This is a genomic window from Chryseobacterium sp. BIGb0232 (assembly GCF_024810195.1).
Lineage (GTDB): Bacteria > Bacteroidota > Bacteroidia > Flavobacteriales > Weeksellaceae > Chryseobacterium > Chryseobacterium pennae.
In genome coordinates this window covers 130,249-145,398 of record NZ_JANUEH010000011.1, presented here as the reverse complement: position 1 = coordinate 145,398, position 15,150 = coordinate 130,249, and the positions used below count along the sequence as shown (strand labels likewise).

The following is a 15,150-nucleotide window of genomic DNA, read 5'->3' as shown; positions in this document are numbered from 1 at the left end:
TAACAAACATAGGTTTATTGTCTAACGTAGAATCATTTTATTGGTGTATTTGCGGTTATTAACCTAAGAATAGTTGCTCACTTCAATTAGGTTTTGGTCCGGATCACGGAAATAAACAGATTTTATCTTCCCTACAGCGCCCGTGCGGTCTACAATTCCTTCAATAACTTCTATATTTTTTTGTTTCAGTTCTTCCAGAACATCCAGAATATCTGTTTGGGCAATGAAGCAAAGGTCTGCAGAACCACTGGTGGGATGTTCAGCTTTAGGCTCAAATTCATGGCCTTTTTGATGCAGGTTGATCTTTTGATTTCCAAAAGTAAGAGCCTTTCGGTTATCCCCAAAGGTTACCACTTCAAATCCCATGATTTCGGTATAGAATTCTATTGTTGTATTGATATCTGCTACAGTCAATACAATATGGTCTATGTTATTGATCTTCATAATTTTTTGTTTTTAATACTAATTCTTTCACAATTCTTAGATGTCAGATTAGTGTTATTTATAGCTGAAATTGGGGATATTTGTGTTTTGTATGTCTTTTTAATTTTAAAAATAATAGCTTTACAATATTAATAGTATAACCATGATCTATTTTTTCTTTCTTTTTGTTGTTGCTGTTTTTGGAGTAATTTCCTTTCTTATCATGAACTTTTGTAACCGCTGGACTAAAGATCACAAGTATAAAGTGATTTTTAATACAATCATATTCATCATATCATTTCTCCTATTGTCATACATCAGCGTTTTTATTTTCCTGGGCACTCTTGATTTTTCCAGATAATTAATTAAAAAAATATACATGCATTTTGATTGGATTTACCTTATCGTCTTTTTATTTTTCCTTTTTGTAATTGGCATTTTTGGAGGGATTTCTTATGTAGTGATGCGCTTTTGTAACCGATGGACTCAAAACCACAGGTATAGAAAATTGCTTAATATTTTAATCTTTACAGGAGCTTTTTTTCTGATCTCCTTTCTGAGTTTTTATATTTTCTTTACGAATGTCAGTTTTCAGCGATAGTGAGGAAGTCTTCTTTTAAGAAAGTAATACGCAATCAACAGGTTAATGACAAGAGCGAGCCATACATTGATACCATAGAACAGCTCATAATCATGAAGCTTTTCATTATAAAACAGATTCTTAATGATTCTGAAAGTAATAGCAGTTGTTGTCACAGCATAACTTAAAATCATAAAGTTTTTATGCCTGATAATATTTCCTTTTTTAATAGAAAGTACAGCTGCTATTGTAAAATATGCCCAAAGAATATCCTGAGTCAGGAATCCTGTAATTCCTATTAATCCACCGTTTGAAAATAATCCCAATACAAAGCATGCGGGAACATTAATGATAAGGATATTGTAAACATAAACCTTTCCGATCATTTTATGTAAACTCCTGTTCTCTCTAAGGAATTGAGGTGAAAATTGAGTTAAACCAGCCAAAAAACAAAGTGTTATCGAAAAAATATGGATGTAGAAAAAGGTCATCCAATAAGGATTATTAACTACTTGCTGTTTAAAGGCAAGAAATCCCACGGTTTTATCAAAAGATGTATATTGGGAGATCACTTTCAGCATCAGAATACTGAAAATAAAAACCGAAAACACTGCGATCACTTTAGCAGTCTTTATTCCCAACGATTTTGTCATGAATCTGTTTCTTAGTCCTTTAATACCTCTTTGATCTGATTTTCCATATCTTCAAGGTCTTCGAATTTTCTTAGGATCAAAGACTTTCCGTTTTTCTTAAGTTCCTCAATGATTTCGAGAGCAAGCTCTAAAGGTTCAGCTTCATAGCCAAAAAGATTGCTGTCAAAGTCAGCACCCACAAGCAAACCGTCACTGTTCATTCCCAGACACCAGTTTTCCAGAAATTCATTGAGTGGAACAGGAGTGGCTTCATAGCGGTTCCATTCTTTGCTTACACAGGATTTCGCCCTTGCGGCATCAGACCAGAAACAAATGATTTTCACAGGCTCACCGTCTTCATATTCCTGATCATTCGAATAGGAGGTAGCATATCCTCTGTCATCTTTTAAGCCATAGACGGTCTCTGTTTCACTTACTTTTTTAATGAAATCTTTATAACGGTTCTGTAGGGTAATTTGGTCCTGAAGCATTGGTGTTTAATTTAAATTAATATTATTAAAGATATAATGATTTCCTGGAATATAGAGATCAGAATTAATGGATAGATTAAGATTGGCTAATTGCAAATATAGCTTTATAAAATTCCCTTTATCCTCAAATACTGCAACAGCATAATCGTTTTTGCATCTTTGATGTCTCCGGAATCCATCATGGTCAACGCTTCATCAAAAGTTAATTCCAACACTTCAATCTGCTCTCCTTCCTCTTCAAGACCGCCACCGTCGGTAATCTTCATATCATTGGAGTATTCAGCAATGAAAAAATGAAGAATTTCCGTTACAGAACCGGGTGACATATAGGCTTCAAATACCTTTTCAACCTTGGAGATTTTATAGCCTGTTTCCTCTTCTGTTTCTCTTTTGATGCAGTCTTCAGGATTATCATTATCCAAAAGACCGGCACAGGCTTCAATAAGCATTCCGGAAGTATTTCCGTTAATATAGGTAGGTAATCTGAATTGTCTGGTCAGAATAACAGAATTTGAAATTTTGTTGTAAAGCAAAATAACAGCTCCGTTTCCACGGTCATAGGCTTCTCTGCTTTGGGTTTCATTAGTTCCGTCTTTTTTGCGAACGGTGAAAGTGACCTTGTTTAAAGTATACCAGTTATCTGATAAAATATCTGTTTTTAAAATAGTAATATTAGGATTTTGCATATTGTTGTTTGAATTCTTTTTATGAGTTATGGAGTCTTTAATAGATCTTTTAAGGCATCTTTCAGATCCGGAAATTTAAATTGAAAACCTGTATTCTGAATTTTGTATGAAGAAGCTCTGGAACCTTCCAATATAGCACTTGACAGTTCACCAAATAGCATCTTTAAAACAAAAGAAGGAACATTCGGCATGAATAAAGGTTTCTTTAAAACCTCAGCAATTTTCTTTGTCAGCTCTGCATTGGTAGCGTGCTGGGGGGATACTGCATTATAAGCGCCGTGAAGGGTATTGTTTTTTAAGACCAGCTCATAAATGGAGCAAATATCTTCAATATGAATCCATGGCATATACTGGTTTCCCGTTCCCAAAGCAGAACCAATACCATATTGTATTGGAGGAAGCATTTTCTTTAGAGCCCCTTCCTTTTCGGAAAGAACAACCGCTGTACGGATTTTGACCACTCTTTCCGCAAGGTTTTGTTCCTTAAAATGATCGGCAGCACATTCCCACAGAACCACAACCTCACTAAGGAAATCATGTCCGGGAGGGTCATTTTCAGAATATATTTTTTCTGTAGTATTGGTTCCGTAAAAATTGATTCCTGAGGCAGAAATAAAAGATTTTAGTTTAATCTCCCTTTTTCTTAAAGTATTTCGTAATAAAGTGGCAGAATCCACTCTGCTGGAAATCAGTTCTTTTTTTCTTTCCGCTGTCCATCGCTTTTCTGAAATATTAGCGCCAGCCAGGTGAATGATATGTGAGACATTTTCGAAGGCTGCTTCATCAATGGTTCCTTTTCTCAGATCCCATTCATATTCGTTTGCCTGTCTTTTTTTCCGGGTAAGAAATCTTACATCGTATTCATTGCTTATTTTTTTTGCCAGTTCTTTTGCAATCAGACCGTTTGCTCCGGTAATCAAAACAACTTCTTTCATAGGAATATATTTTGTGGTGTGAGGTATATTTATGCTTGATTTTTAACAATCAAAACAAAGTCTTCTTCTAAAATTTTGTAACCGTAATCATAAATAAACTTATACTCAGAGCCGTTTTTATAAATTTTCAGATTGGTGAAATAATCGAAATCAAATCCCAGACTTTCCAATTTGGATCTGGCAACTTTTGTTTTGCCATCAATATTTACTTCCGTAAGAATCCTGTAATTCTTGCGGAGCTTATTATTGATATTTCGCATCAGGTTCGTAGAATCCTTGTTCTGCTTATTGTTATAGGCGTTTCGGCAGGCATCATTGCAGAATTTTTTATCAGACCTTCCGATAATTTTTTCACCACATTCCAGGCAATTCATAACTTTTAATTTTTCACTTTGTGTCCATGAGCATGTTTTTTCCTTAGCAATCTCATAAAACTGCTGTGTGAAGGATAACTCCTGTTTGGCGTTATATTGTTAAAGAATAAAGCCACAAGCAACAGGATAATACACCCCGAGAGAACCGGAGAGATAACATACCAATACCCCAATTCCGGAATTTTTCCGGTAGAACTTACCGCAATAAGTGCTGTTGCTCCACCCGGAGGGTGCAGGGTTTTCGTATACTGCATCAAGACAATAGAAAAGGCTACCGCCAATGGGGCAGAAAGCCATATAATATCCGGAACAATCTGATAAACCGTAACACCAACTAATGCAGAAAGCACATGTCCACCCACCAAGTTTCTCGGCTGGGCCAGCGGACTTTGAATAGCTCCGTAAATAAGAACACTGGATGCCCCAAACGAACCAATCAGAAATATATTTTCTGTTTGTGCTAAAGAATGAGACTGCATAAAAGCAATCAGTCCAATTCCGAAAAAAGCACCTAAGAATGACCAGAAATGCTCCTTGTAATCAACCAGAGTCTCTTTATAGATTACATATTTTGAAACTCTGAACGTTCTTTTTATTGTCTTCTTCATTGAGATTGGCCTGCTTTATTTGATAGTTAATTATTACAAAAAACCGGTTGGATATTTTTAATAAAGCAAAGATACAGAATTATCCGTTTGTAAATGGATCGTATTAAGATGCGGGCAGTTTTTAAAATCTGCAAAATCTGAATTTATGTTTTCTTTTCAAAATCTAAGTCATAAGAAAGATCTTTTGTTTCTTTTGTGGTAAAAGAATAGCTGAATTATTTTTTATTGTCGTTAAAAAACATCAAATTTGTGTCCTCAATGGGGTGCTGCAATAGCGGCTGAGATGATACCCGGGAAATTTTTCCACACCTGATTCGGATAATGCCGACGTAGGGATTTTTTTGATTGATCATCTCATCATTTAATTTATGTAAGTTAATTTGATGCAGGAAATTTTACAACAGACAACATGGCAGGAATGGCTTGGAGTCTTCTTTTCAGTAGTTCAGGTCTTATTGGCACGGAAAAACAATTCCAATACCTATCTTTTCGGGATTGCCGGAATTTTACTTTCACTATATGTCATGTTTTTCGCTAAACTTTATGCGGAATTTACCTTAAATCTCTACTATTTGGTGATGAGCATTTATGGATGGCTGTATTGGAAATTCGGGAAACGAAAAACGGAAACTGCTATTTCTGAAACTACTCATCAGGAAAAACTGATTACCGCAGGAATTGTAATAGGAACATTCTGCCTTTTCTGGGTTTTTCTGACAAACTTTACCGATTCTGACGTTCCGGTTTTGGATTCTTTGGTAAGTGCTTTTGCCTGGGCAGGAATGTGGTTGATGGCACGCAGAAAAATTGAAAACTGGATTTTACTGAATATAAGCAATATTATTGCGATTCCGCTGCTAATCCATAAAGGTCTTTATTTATATTCAATTCTGACCGCTTTCTTATTCATTGTTGCTATTTCAGGTTATCTGGAGTGGCGAAGAATTATTAAAAACAAGAAAAATGCTTTCGCATAAGGAAATAAGAGAAAAAATGCACGGAGCCTCTGAAGTTCCGCAATCGGTAATCAATCAGATTCATAAGGAAAGACTGCTCCAGATCTGGGTTCCTGAAATGTATGGCGGATTGGGATTTCGTTTAAGAGAAGGGCTATCTGTTTTGTTTGACTGGTCAAAAATCGATGGAAGTTTGGGTTGGATGCTGACTTTATGTTCAGGAGCCAATTTTTTCTCAAGAAATTTAACCCCCAAAATTGCTAAAGAGCTTTTTTCCGATTCTAAAACCTGCTTCGGCGGAAGCGGAATGATTGGCGGAACGGCAGAAAAGCAAGCCGATGGAACTTTTTTAATGAACGGACTTTGGCATTTTGCAACAGGAGCACCACATCTAAGTCATTTTACTTTAAATGCTAAACTGACAGAAAAAGGAGAACCTTTGCTTGATGAATCGGGTTTCGAAATGATAAGATCATTTGTTATTTCAAAAAATAAAGCTGAAATCATTCCGAATTGGAAATCAATGGGTATGAAAGCAACCGGAACATACTCTTTTAAAGTTGAGAATGTGAAAATTTCGGAAGATTACAGTTTTATTTATGATGAATTTTTTACGGATGATGTCTTGGATAAAATTCCATTTAGGATTTTTGCTGATTTAACTTTACTGGTTAATTATTTGGGAATGGCCTCTCATTTTTCAGAAGAAGCGATTAAAATCCGACCTCATCTTGACTTACATTCTTTCAATGAAAAAATAGAGAAAGAGATGGAAAGAATAATTGAATTTGCCAATGAAATTGAATCTTTGCTCAATGATTTTGCAACCATTTCTTTTGAAAAACAAGAGAAAATTCACAATTATTCGTCAGATGTAGTGGAAGGTTTATCACATCAGATTCTGGATATTTATTTTCAGTTAGGAATAAAGGCAAGTCATACAGATTCTACAGTGTATCAGGTTTTTTGTGATTATTTTACAGCAACACAGCATTCTAATTTTAGGAGGGAAAACAAATTTGACCTTACTGCTCAGTAAAACGGTTTTTTAAAGTTTAAAGGAGCTTACAATTCTAGTCTTGCATCTAACCTCATTATTTAAATAGAAATAAATCTAGAGGTGTTTAAGGTGTGTCTAAATAAATTTTATTAAAATCATTTTAATGTCTTATTTTTTTTATTTAAATATCGATTTTTTGAGAATAAAATTTATAATTTCACGTAGTGTTGAATTATAATATTTTAACTTAAATCCAAATCAAAAAACGATGACTATGAAAAAACATCCCGTAAAACCGGAGTTTACTTTAAAAATGTTTGAAGTATTAGGAGGTGTATGGCTGGCCGGCTGTGTAAAGACTGCTGCAGAATTAGACATTGCAGACCATTTAGCAGATGGTTCCAAAACAATCTCTTCGTTGGCGAAAGAAACTCACTCTAATGAAAAAGCACTGTATCGGATTATGAGAGCATTAAGCAGCGTTGGTATTTTTGAGGAATCAGAAAGCCAAACCTTTGCATTAAATGACTTTGGAGCAGCTTTACAGACTGATGTCCCCGGAACAGCCAAGAATTTTGTACTCACTATAATGAATGAACATTTTCCCGCTTATGGTGAACTTACCTACGCTGTTCAGACAGAGAAGATCCCTTTTGATCATATCCACGGAATGCCACTCTGGACTTATTATAAGAAACATCCGGAAATAGGGGTGAACTTCGGAAAAGGAATGACCGGAATGTCTGGAACAGAGTTAAAGGGAATTATGGGAAATTATGATTTCAGTCCCTATAAAAAAATAGTAGATATAGGCGGAGGAAATGGAGTAATGATGTATGCAATTCTGAATGTTGCACCCGGTAGTTCGGGAATTATCTTTGATGAAGAGAATGTGATTCAAAAGACTACAGAACTTATCCCCCAAGATTTAAAAGAAAGATGTTCTGTTGCCATCGGTAGTTTTTTTGAAAAAGTTCCGGAAGGAGCAGATTTATACACGATGAAATGGATTATCCATGATTGGAGTGATGATGAATGTGTTCAGATTTTAAAAGTTTGCTATGAAGCAATGCCAAAAGGAGCAAAACTATTGATTATAGATGCTGTTATTCCTGATGACTCTTTGAATCAGCCTCATATTGCCAAACTTTTGGATATTGTGATGCTGGCTTGCCTTACCGGCAGAGAAAGGACATTGAGTGAATTTAAAGTGCTATTGGAAAAATCTGGATTACAATTCAACAGGCTTGTTCAGATTGGTACAGAAGCGAAAAGCATCATTGAATGTGAGAAAATTTAAAAAGGACTTAGGTAAAGAACCTAATGCATAAAAAACAGGAAGTTCAATAAACTTCCTGTTTTTATGCTAAAATTTAAATATAAAATTAACTATCCTGCAACCAATTCTTCAGTATACACAAGGCCTTCATAACAAGCATTATAAACAGCCTTTAATTCATCTAATGAAGGAACTCTTGGATTGAATCCTGTACATGGATCTGCAAGCGCATTAGCGGTGATATAATCAATGTTTTTATCCCAGTCTTCTCTTGAAATCCCGAATTCTTTAATTGCTGATTGATTATTAACTTCTGAACGTAATGTCTCGATAGCCTGAGCAAGATCTTCAGCTGTTTCTTTACCGATTACTCTTGCTAAGTCAGGATAGCGTTCTGTTGCCTGCGCATTATAACGGATAACATTCGGAAGGAAAATGGCATTGGAAGCACCATGAGGAATTCCGTACAGTGCTCCAACCTGGTGAGATAAAGAGTGAACAATTCCCAACCAAGCGTTGTTGAATGCCAAACCTGCCATAAAGGAAGCGTCATGCATATTCTGACGTGCTGTAATATTGTTTGGATTTTCTACGGCCTCTTTTAAGTTATTGAAAACAATCTCAAGACCTCCTTTTGAAAGCGCATCTGCAATATTATTATCAATGTTGGATACAAAAGCTTCCACACAGTGCGTCAATGCATCAAGACCTGTATTTGAAGTAACGTGTGCAGGCATTGAAGCACAGATTTCTCCATCTACGATAGCAATATCCGGTGTTAATTCATAAGAAACGATTGGATATTTCACCCCTTTTTCCCTGTCTGTAATCACGGCAAGGCCTGTTGTTTCAGTTCCTGTACCACTTGTAGAAGGGATAGCGATAAATTTTGCCTTATTTCTTAAAACAGGAACGGTGAACGGCTTAATCATGGCATTAAAATCAGCATCAGGATATTCATAAAATACCCACATGATTTTTGCGGCATCAATGGCAGAACAGCCTCCTAAACCGATTACCCAATCCGGCTCAAATGTTTTCATGATTTCAGCACCTTTCATACAAGTTGCTGATGATGGATCTTCCTCTACACCTTCGAAAATCTGTGTTTCGATTCCTGCTTCTGTAAGATAATTGATCGCTTTATCAAGAGTTCCGCTTTTTCTCATAGAGCTTCCCCCTGTTACAATTACCGCTTTTTTACCTTTAATATTTGCTAATTCTGAAAGGCTTCCGGCACCATGGAAAACTTCTCCAGCAATGAATAATTTGCTCATTTTTTTGTTTGATTTAATGAGACAAAATTAGAGAAGCCCAAACGGACCATGTTATACAAACAAGATTATGTGTTATACATTTGCGCCAATTCCTGTTGAAGAGCAGTGGGAGTTTCCTTTAATTTTGCCTTTACAAACTTGTTGAGAGCAGAAGGAGAATTGAAACCGAGATCAAAGGCAATTTCTTTATGAGAAAGATCTGAAAACATGAGTTGTCTTTTAATCTCTATTAAAATTCGGTTATGAATGGCTTGAATGGCTGTTTCTCCACAATGCTTTTTAGTAATTGAATTTAACTTTTTGGTTGTTATAGCCAGCTCATCCGCATAGTATTGAACCGTTCTGTATTGTTTATAATGTTCATTCAACAATTTTTTGAACCGAACATATATTGGTTTGTCAGGGGTTTCTTTATGTAAAATAGGATGTAGGCCATGAACAGACTCAATCAAGCCTAACAGAAAAATTTTGATCAGAAATCTCGCCTGCTCCTTTTTAATAAGGCTTGGATGCTGATAAATTTCCTTGATCATAGAGATTGTATGCAAACTTTGCTGAAAGTCTTCTGAAGATAAAATGGTACAATGAAGTTGTGTGGAAAGGTTTACATTATAAGTACTCAGTTCGTTTTTCAAAATATCTGAACAGAATAATACTTCTTCAAACAGAATTATTTTCCCTTTCAGGTCATTACCTATATCAGAAATAAAATGTACCTGCTCCGGAAATACTACAGAGATTTTCCCTGGTTTCAAAAAATGAACCTTATCCTCAATATGCAGCTGTAAAGTTCCATCTTCAATAACAATTATAAAAAAATGATCTTTCTTGTGTGGCTTATCATAATCTTGCAAATAGTCATTTGTTAAATCAAAAACCCGAAAAGAAAGATTTTTATCCTCTTCCTTTTGAATATTCTTTTTAATTTCTAACGTCCTCATATATTCATTTCTTTATAATCAAAAATCATCATTGTTTCTTTTTAGTAAGAAACAGAAGGCAAAATTAATTTAAATCTTAATAAAATAGCTACTAATGCACAAATAAGAATCATCTTTATAAGTCTGTACTTAAGACTAATTTTGATTCTGAGTTTCAATACATCCTTGTCAAGGTTTTAAACCTTGACAAGGATAATAACTAATTCTTTTTCCAAATCTAAAGATATTCTTAAAAAATATAGAGGTTTTCAAAATTTTTATCAACAAAAATAAAATCTATTATTCCTGAGTAAGTTCATCTCATTCCTTTTTATTTTAAAACGATATCAATATTTTTTACCATGAAAAGTAAATATGACTAAACAATTTTAATTTTATTTATCCGATTACAAACGATTACAAACGAATTTAAATAGTTTATAACCGACTGGTTTTTGGTGAGATCGCAACCTTTGCAACAGAGATTTGAGAAAACAGTGAACGTCTCTTATCTGAAATATTAATCATTAAAATCTAAAAGTTATGTCACTAAGAAACAAAGTAACATTAATCGGTTACACAGGTAAAGAAGTTGAAATGGTAAACTTCGAAAATGGAAGCGTAAAAGCAAATGTATCTTTAGCTACCAGCGATCATTACACTAATGCTAAAGGTGAAAAAGTGGAAGAAACACAATGGCACAATCTGATTGCTTTCGGGAAAGTTGCAGAAATTATGGAAAAGTATGTTCCCAAAGGAAAAGAGATTGCGATTGAAGGTAAGCTTACCTACAGATCTTACGATGATAAGGATGGTGTAAAGCGTTACATTACGGAAATTCGAGTAGATGAGATCCTGTTGCTGGGAGGTAAATAATTCTAAAAACTCAAATGATGAAAGTAAAAGTTTTTAAGATCAGGCTTCCTGATGAATTTCTCTACAAAGATCAGAAAATGCTTGATGATTTTCTGGAAGGCAATGAGATTATAAAAGTGGAAACCGCTTTTGTAAACGATGAATGTTATTGGTCTGTGATTCTGTATTTTGAAGAACTTAAAGTGGTGAAAAATACAGTGAAAGAACCAAAGGTTATTAAATACTCTGCGGATAATGATTTCCTGAATCCCGATGAAGAACAAATTCTCAATGCCCTGAAACTTTGGAGGTCGGAGAAAGCCAGGGAACAAAATCTGCCAAGCTACTTCATTGCAAGTAATAAAGAACTGATGTCTGTAGCTAAGTATAAACCTGCCAAAAAAGAAGAACTATTGGAGATCAAAGGATTCGGAAAGCATAAGATTGAAAATTATGGCGAAGAAATACTGGAAATCCTTGAAAGTGTCTGATTTTTAGGAACAATTAATACTAAAGAACAAAAGTTGTAGAAGTAATCTTCTACAGCTTTTGCTATTCAAAATCAAAAGTTTATTCTTAGTTTTTATTTGCTGGAGAATTTTTTTGATCAAGTGAAGTTGGTTCAATCCTTAATTCTAAATTGTCTCTTTTCGTAGATAAGTTAAATAGCTCTTGGGCTATATATGTTGCTTCTGTTCGGTTTTCCAATTCAAAGCCTAAAGGAAGATCTGATCTGCTGCTTTCTTTTTCAGAATCAGAATATAGAGGAGGATTGTCAATGGGGATATAACCCACAAAAATATTTTTTTCTGCGAATTCATTATGCAAATGGGTAGTAAGCATTCTCAAAGCTGCTTGAGGAACTCCCATGGCAGAAGTAAAAGGATAGGCCGTTCTGTCTGATTGCCCACTTGTAAATAAAAGAGTTCCGCTGGTTTGTAAAAGGTAAGGAAGGGTTGTTTTAGCAGTTTCCAAAGCGCTTAAAACTCTTGTATTCAAATAAATTTTTAATAAATCAATAGATAAGTCTGTTATTGGAACATAAGACTCAGCTCCCAAAGGTCCAGGAACATTATACAAAACAACATCCAGACGATTTCCTAATTTTTCTGTTAATTTTTTTATAGAGCCGGATACAGATTCAGGAGTATTGGCGTCAATTGTTTCATTGAATACAGATATTCCTTCTAGCTCAAGTTCAGCTTTTATAAGGTTAAGTTTTTCCTGGTTTCTACTCATCAAACCTACCAGATATCCATGATGGCCAAAATATCTGGCTGTTTCTAATCCAATCCCTGGCCCGGCTCCTATAATCACTATTGTCTTGTTCATTGTTTTACTCATTATATTGTTATTTAATAGAGGTACAAAATTATGGGGCTAAATTTGTATTTTTGTTATAAGTTACCTCTATGATAGTGGTTACAAAAATGTAAGTGTATATATGAATATTGAGAAAAAACCTTGTGATAATGCCTATTTAGCAATCCAGGATACTCTGTATGTTATAGGGGGAAAATGGAAGCTTGTCATTTTGGGTGCCTTAGTGACTACAGGGAGCAAACGTTTTGGTGAACTATCTAAAATGATTGATATTAGTCCGAGGATTTTATCTAAAGAATTACGTGAATTGGAGCTTAATAAACTTATTACCCGAAAGGTTCTCGATACAAAACCTATTATGACGGAATATTCAGTGACTCCCTATGCTGAAAGCCTTCGTGAACTGATTAATATTATGATTAGCTGGGGATATCAGCACAGAGAAGAAATCAAAGATTAATTCAGAACCTTATAATTGATATCTTTAAAATACTGATAGACGAAACTTCAGATTGAGACAAATTACATCTTATTTTTTTAATAACCAGGTTCTATCACCGTAAAAATAGTAAAGGTCATTTCTTTAATTTTTAATGCTATGTAAAATTCCCTGCAATTCCGTACTTTTGTACTTATCAAAATGACATACAATAAATGAAGCCAAGTTTAGCAAAAGGAACGAGAGATTTTACAGCACAGGAAGTATCCAGAAGAAAATATATCATCAATATTCTACAGAATAATTTTGAGTTATTCGGTTTTCAGCCTTTGGAAACACCAAGCTTTGAAAATCTTTCCACTTTAACGGGAAAGTACGGAGAAGAAGGGGATCGTTTGATTTTTAAAATCCTTAATTCAAGTATTAACGAAGCAAAGGATGAGAAAAAGGATCAGATGCTTAATGATTTCCAGAGAGCATTGGAGAAGCCTTTCAGTTCAGAAAACTTAACAGATAAAGCGCTTCGTTATGACCTTACTGTACCTTTTGCGAGATTTGTGGCGATGAATCATGGAAAATTAACTTTTCCATTCAAGCGTTTCCAGATCCAGCCGGTATGGAGAGCAGACCGACCTCAAAAAGGAAGATACAGAGAGTTTTATCAGTGTGATGCAGATGTGGTAGGAAGTGAAAGTTTACTACAGGAAGTAGATCTGGTTCAATTGTATTTGAAATCATTTGCTGATCTGAAAGTACCTGTTACCATTCACATGAACAACAGAAAAATTCTTTCCGGATTAGCTGAATATGCAGGAATTACTGATAAACTGATCGATTTTACAGTAGCTTTAGACAAGCTGGATAAAATTGGAAAAGAGGGAGTTGTTAAGGAATTATTGGAAAGAGAAATCTCTCAGGAATCTATTGATAAATTAGACTTTTTATTTAGCCAGTCTGATGATGCTTTGGAAAACTTACTTCAGTTGAAAGAAAAATTTGTAGGTAATGAGATTGGACTGAAAGGAGTAGAGGAATTAGAGTTTGTTCTTACACAATCTCTGAACCTTGGCGTTGATATGCAGAATCTTGTATTCAACATTACGCTGGCAAGAGGTCTTGATTATTATACCGGAGCTATCTTCGAAGTGAAAGCAGATGAAGTGGCAATGGGTTCCATTGGTGGTGGTGGTAGATACGACAACCTTACAGAAGTGTTTGGGGTGAAAAATATCCCTGGAATTGGTATTTCATTCGGACTAGATAGAATTTATCTGGTGATGGAAGAGCTTAATCTTTTCCCTGAAGAAGCTGCTTCTAAAATAGAATATCTGTTTGCTAATTTCGGAGGTGAAGAAACTACTGAAGCTTTGAAACTAATCATGCAATTAAGATCAAAAGGGATTTCAGCAGAATTATATCCTGAAAGCACAAAGATCAATAAGCAGTTTACTTACGCTGAGAAAAAAGGAATTAAAAAACTTGTGTTCTTAGGAGAGGAGGAGCTTAAAAATGGTACAGTAACCTTTAAAGATTTGGCAGCCGGAGAACAGAAAACAGTTTCTTTGAACGAATTTTTAGGATAGTATTAAGCAAATCGAAGTTCATTGTGGAAAAATGCATAGGCTGTCTTGCTCCGTTTCAAAATACAGGTTTTTTCTCTACGAAAGAAGAGCTGGCAGATCATACTTATGTATGTAATAGCTGTGGAGAGCAAGCGCGTAAAGCTCTTGCAAATATGTATATTAGTACCACTATATTTTCCAGTTGTACTGCTTTTCAGGTTCGGGAGCTTTTGGTAAAAGGTGAGCAGTTTGAAAAATTTTATTGTCAGATTGTGAATGATTACACTAGTATTTCTCTTTTCCAAAGCTCATTAATTAATAAATTGTTTATTTCTCTTTTGGAAGGAGAAAAGATAGTGATTGGTGATAAAGCTGTATATGAGAATAAATCCGGTGCTTTGTTTGTAACCAATAAAAGACTTCTGTTTGTGACGGAAAGCTCACCTGTCGGTTTTCCTGAAGTCATTGATTATCATGATATCGTTTCAGTAGATATGATTAACTCCGATAATGAAATAAGAATCATTACTTCAGACAATTCTTTGCGATTTTTGAAAATTTTATGGACAGAAAAATTTCAAAAACAAATAAAAAAACAAATAGAGTTGTCAAAAAAAAGTAAACAGGAGAAAGTGATACCTTCACAAAATAACAACGACTCTTCACTTTTTGATATCCTTGAAAGGCTTGGCAGCTTCAGGCAAAATGGTGTGATCACTGATGTAGAATTTGCTGAACAAAAGAAAAAATTACTTGAACGACTTTAAACCTTATAATTGTAAAAATGAGTAGTTGTGCTATTTGTAATAA

At 34.8% G+C, this 15,150-nt stretch carries 18 protein-coding genes and 1 riboswitch; of the genes, 8 read left to right on the top strand and 10 right to left on the bottom strand.

The window, feature by feature from the left end:
- Positions 1-63: 63 nt before the first annotated feature.
- The 7 genes from M2372_RS20725 to M2372_RS20695 form a co-directional block, all read right to left on the bottom strand.
- Positions 64-444, bottom strand: coding sequence for a VOC family protein (locus M2372_RS20725; RefSeq protein WP_123318936.1), 381 nt, complete (start codon positions 442-444; stop codon positions 64-66).
- Between the two features lie 570 nt (positions 445-1,014).
- Positions 1,015-1,656, bottom strand: coding sequence for a DUF2306 domain-containing protein (locus M2372_RS20720; protein WP_123318937.1), 642 nt, complete (start codon positions 1,654-1,656; stop codon positions 1,015-1,017).
- An 11-nt stretch (positions 1,657-1,667) separates the two neighbouring features.
- Entirely contained in the window at positions 1,668-2,126 is a 459-nt protein-coding gene (locus tag M2372_RS20715) for a DUF2750 domain-containing protein (RefSeq protein ID WP_123318938.1), read from the bottom strand.
- Positions 2,127-2,230: 104 nt separating this feature from the next.
- Complete coding sequence (nudK, locus tag M2372_RS20710) at positions 2,231-2,812, bottom strand: GDP-mannose pyrophosphatase NudK (RefSeq protein ID WP_123318939.1); 582 nt, start codon at positions 2,810-2,812, stop codon at positions 2,231-2,233.
- Between the two features lie 26 nt (positions 2,813-2,838).
- Positions 2,839-3,747, bottom strand: coding sequence for a TIGR01777 family oxidoreductase (locus M2372_RS20705; protein ID WP_123318940.1), 909 nt, complete (start codon positions 3,745-3,747; stop codon positions 2,839-2,841).
- A 29-nt stretch (positions 3,748-3,776) separates the two neighbouring features.
- Entirely contained in the window at positions 3,777-4,121 is a 345-nt protein-coding gene (locus tag M2372_RS20700; RefSeq protein WP_115973337.1) for a hypothetical protein, read from the bottom strand.
- Positions 4,122-4,126: 5 nt separating this feature from the next.
- Complete coding sequence (locus tag M2372_RS20695; protein ID WP_115973338.1) at positions 4,127-4,729, bottom strand: HPP family protein; 603 nt, start codon at positions 4,727-4,729, stop codon at positions 4,127-4,129.
- 249 nt (positions 4,730-4,978) lie between these two features.
- Positions 4,979-5,082, top strand: a riboswitch (TPP riboswitch).
- Between the two features lie 27 nt (positions 5,083-5,109).
- On the opposite strand from M2372_RS20695, the gene pnuC reads away from it, so the two are divergent.
- From pnuC to M2372_RS20680, 3 genes are all read left to right on the top strand, one after another.
- Positions 5,110-5,706 (top strand): nicotinamide riboside transporter PnuC, encoded by a 597-nt coding sequence (pnuC, locus tag M2372_RS20690; RefSeq protein ID WP_123318941.1) that lies wholly within the window; start codon positions 5,110-5,112, stop codon positions 5,704-5,706.
- The gene (locus M2372_RS20685) at positions 5,693-6,724 is read left to right on the top strand and encodes a hypothetical protein (protein WP_123318942.1); all 1,032 of its coding nucleotides are present in this window, start codon (positions 5,693-5,695) and stop codon (positions 6,722-6,724) included. Before pnuC ends, M2372_RS20685 begins: the two co-directional genes overlap by 14 nt.
- A gap of 235 nt (positions 6,725-6,959) precedes the next feature.
- Positions 6,960-7,985 (top strand): methyltransferase, encoded by a 1,026-nt coding sequence (locus tag M2372_RS20680; RefSeq protein WP_185018750.1) that lies wholly within the window; start codon positions 6,960-6,962, stop codon positions 7,983-7,985.
- An 89-nt stretch (positions 7,986-8,074) separates the two neighbouring features.
- Here the strand turns inward: M2372_RS20680 and M2372_RS20675 are convergent, their stop codons facing one another.
- On the bottom strand, positions 8,075-9,241 hold the full coding sequence (locus M2372_RS20675) for an iron-containing alcohol dehydrogenase (protein ID WP_123318944.1): 1,167 nt from the start codon (positions 9,239-9,241) through the stop codon (positions 8,075-8,077).
- A gap of 65 nt (positions 9,242-9,306) precedes the next feature.
- The gene (locus M2372_RS20670) at positions 9,307-10,182 is read right to left on the bottom strand and encodes a helix-turn-helix transcriptional regulator (RefSeq protein ID WP_123318945.1); all 876 of its coding nucleotides are present in this window, start codon (positions 10,180-10,182) and stop codon (positions 9,307-9,309) included.
- 522 nt (positions 10,183-10,704) lie between these two features.
- Between M2372_RS20670 and M2372_RS20665 the strand changes: the two genes are divergently transcribed.
- Positions 10,705-11,037: a single-stranded DNA-binding protein gene (locus M2372_RS20665; RefSeq protein ID WP_115973346.1), complete on the top strand. Its 333-nt coding sequence runs from the start codon at positions 10,705-10,707 to the stop codon at positions 11,035-11,037.
- 14 nt (positions 11,038-11,051) lie between these two features.
- Positions 11,052-11,507, top strand: coding sequence for an HRDC domain-containing protein (locus M2372_RS20660; RefSeq protein WP_228455667.1), 456 nt, complete (start codon positions 11,052-11,054; stop codon positions 11,505-11,507).
- 85 nt (positions 11,508-11,592) lie between these two features.
- On the opposite strand, the gene M2372_RS20655 is transcribed toward M2372_RS20660, so the two are convergent.
- Positions 11,593-12,348: an SDR family oxidoreductase gene (locus M2372_RS20655; RefSeq protein ID WP_185018752.1), complete on the bottom strand. Its 756-nt coding sequence runs from the start codon at positions 12,346-12,348 to the stop codon at positions 11,593-11,595.
- Between the two features lie 112 nt (positions 12,349-12,460).
- Here M2372_RS20655 and M2372_RS20650 point away from each other — a divergent pair, with 112 nt between their 5' ends.
- The 3 genes from M2372_RS20650 (at position 12,461) to M2372_RS20640 (ending at position 15,107) form a co-directional block, all read left to right on the top strand.
- Positions 12,461-12,799: a helix-turn-helix domain-containing protein gene (locus M2372_RS20650; RefSeq protein ID WP_123318948.1), complete on the top strand. Its 339-nt coding sequence runs from the start codon at positions 12,461-12,463 to the stop codon at positions 12,797-12,799.
- A gap of 194 nt (positions 12,800-12,993) precedes the next feature.
- Positions 12,994-14,361: a histidine--tRNA ligase gene (gene hisS / locus M2372_RS20645; RefSeq protein ID WP_123318949.1), complete on the top strand. Its 1,368-nt coding sequence runs from the start codon at positions 12,994-12,996 to the stop codon at positions 14,359-14,361.
- A 23-nt stretch (positions 14,362-14,384) separates the two neighbouring features.
- A complete protein-coding gene (locus M2372_RS20640) occupies positions 14,385-15,107 on the top strand; it encodes an SHOCT domain-containing protein (protein ID WP_123318950.1) in 723 nt (240 codons plus the stop codon).
- Positions 15,108-15,150 lie beyond the last annotated feature (43 nt).

What these genes read in the sequence shown, in the direction of transcription:
- M2372_RS20660 (WP_228455667.1), top strand. Translation starts at nt 11,052, where the DNA reads ATGATGAAAGTAAAAGTTTTTAAGATCAGGCTTCCTGATGAATTTCTC.
- hisS (WP_123318949.1), top strand. Translation starts at nt 12,994, where the DNA reads ATGAAGCCAAGTTTAGCAAAAGGAACGAGAGATTTTACAGCACAGGAA.
- M2372_RS20725 (WP_123318936.1), bottom strand. Translation starts at nt 444, where the DNA reads ATGAAGATCAATAACATAGACCATATTGTATTGACTGTAGCAGATATC.
- M2372_RS20685 (WP_123318942.1), top strand. Translation starts at nt 5,693, where the DNA reads ATGCTTTCGCATAAGGAAATAAGAGAAAAAATGCACGGAGCCTCTGAA.
- M2372_RS20680 (WP_185018750.1), top strand. Translation starts at nt 6,960, where the DNA reads ATGAAAAAACATCCCGTAAAACCGGAGTTTACTTTAAAAATGTTTGAA.
- M2372_RS20700 (WP_115973337.1), bottom strand. Translation starts at nt 4,121, where the DNA reads ATGAATTGCCTGGAATGTGGTGAAAAAATTATCGGAAGGTCTGATAAA.
- M2372_RS20715 (WP_123318938.1), bottom strand. Translation starts at nt 2,126, where the DNA reads ATGCTTCAGGACCAAATTACCCTACAGAACCGTTATAAAGATTTCATT.
- M2372_RS20655 (WP_185018752.1), bottom strand. Translation starts at nt 12,348, where the DNA reads ATGAACAAGACAATAGTGATTATAGGAGCCGGGCCAGGGATTGGATTA.
- M2372_RS20670 (WP_123318945.1), bottom strand. Translation starts at nt 10,182, where the DNA reads ATGAGGACGTTAGAAATTAAAAAGAATATTCAAAAGGAAGAGGATAAA.
- M2372_RS20705 (WP_123318940.1), bottom strand. Translation starts at nt 3,747, where the DNA reads ATGAAAGAAGTTGTTTTGATTACCGGAGCAAACGGTCTGATTGCAAAA.
- M2372_RS20695 (WP_115973338.1), bottom strand. Translation starts at nt 4,729, where the DNA reads ATGAAGAAGACAATAAAAAGAACGTTCAGAGTTTCAAAATATGTAATC.
- nudK (WP_123318939.1), bottom strand. Translation starts at nt 2,812, where the DNA reads ATGCAAAATCCTAATATTACTATTTTAAAAACAGATATTTTATCAGAT.
- M2372_RS20675 (WP_123318944.1), bottom strand. Translation starts at nt 9,241, where the DNA reads ATGAGCAAATTATTCATTGCTGGAGAAGTTTTCCATGGTGCCGGAAGC.
- M2372_RS20650 (WP_123318948.1), top strand. Translation starts at nt 12,461, where the DNA reads ATGAATATTGAGAAAAAACCTTGTGATAATGCCTATTTAGCAATCCAG.
- M2372_RS20720 (WP_123318937.1), bottom strand. Translation starts at nt 1,656, where the DNA reads ATGACAAAATCGTTGGGAATAAAGACTGCTAAAGTGATCGCAGTGTTT.
- M2372_RS20665 (WP_115973346.1), top strand. Translation starts at nt 10,705, where the DNA reads ATGTCACTAAGAAACAAAGTAACATTAATCGGTTACACAGGTAAAGAA.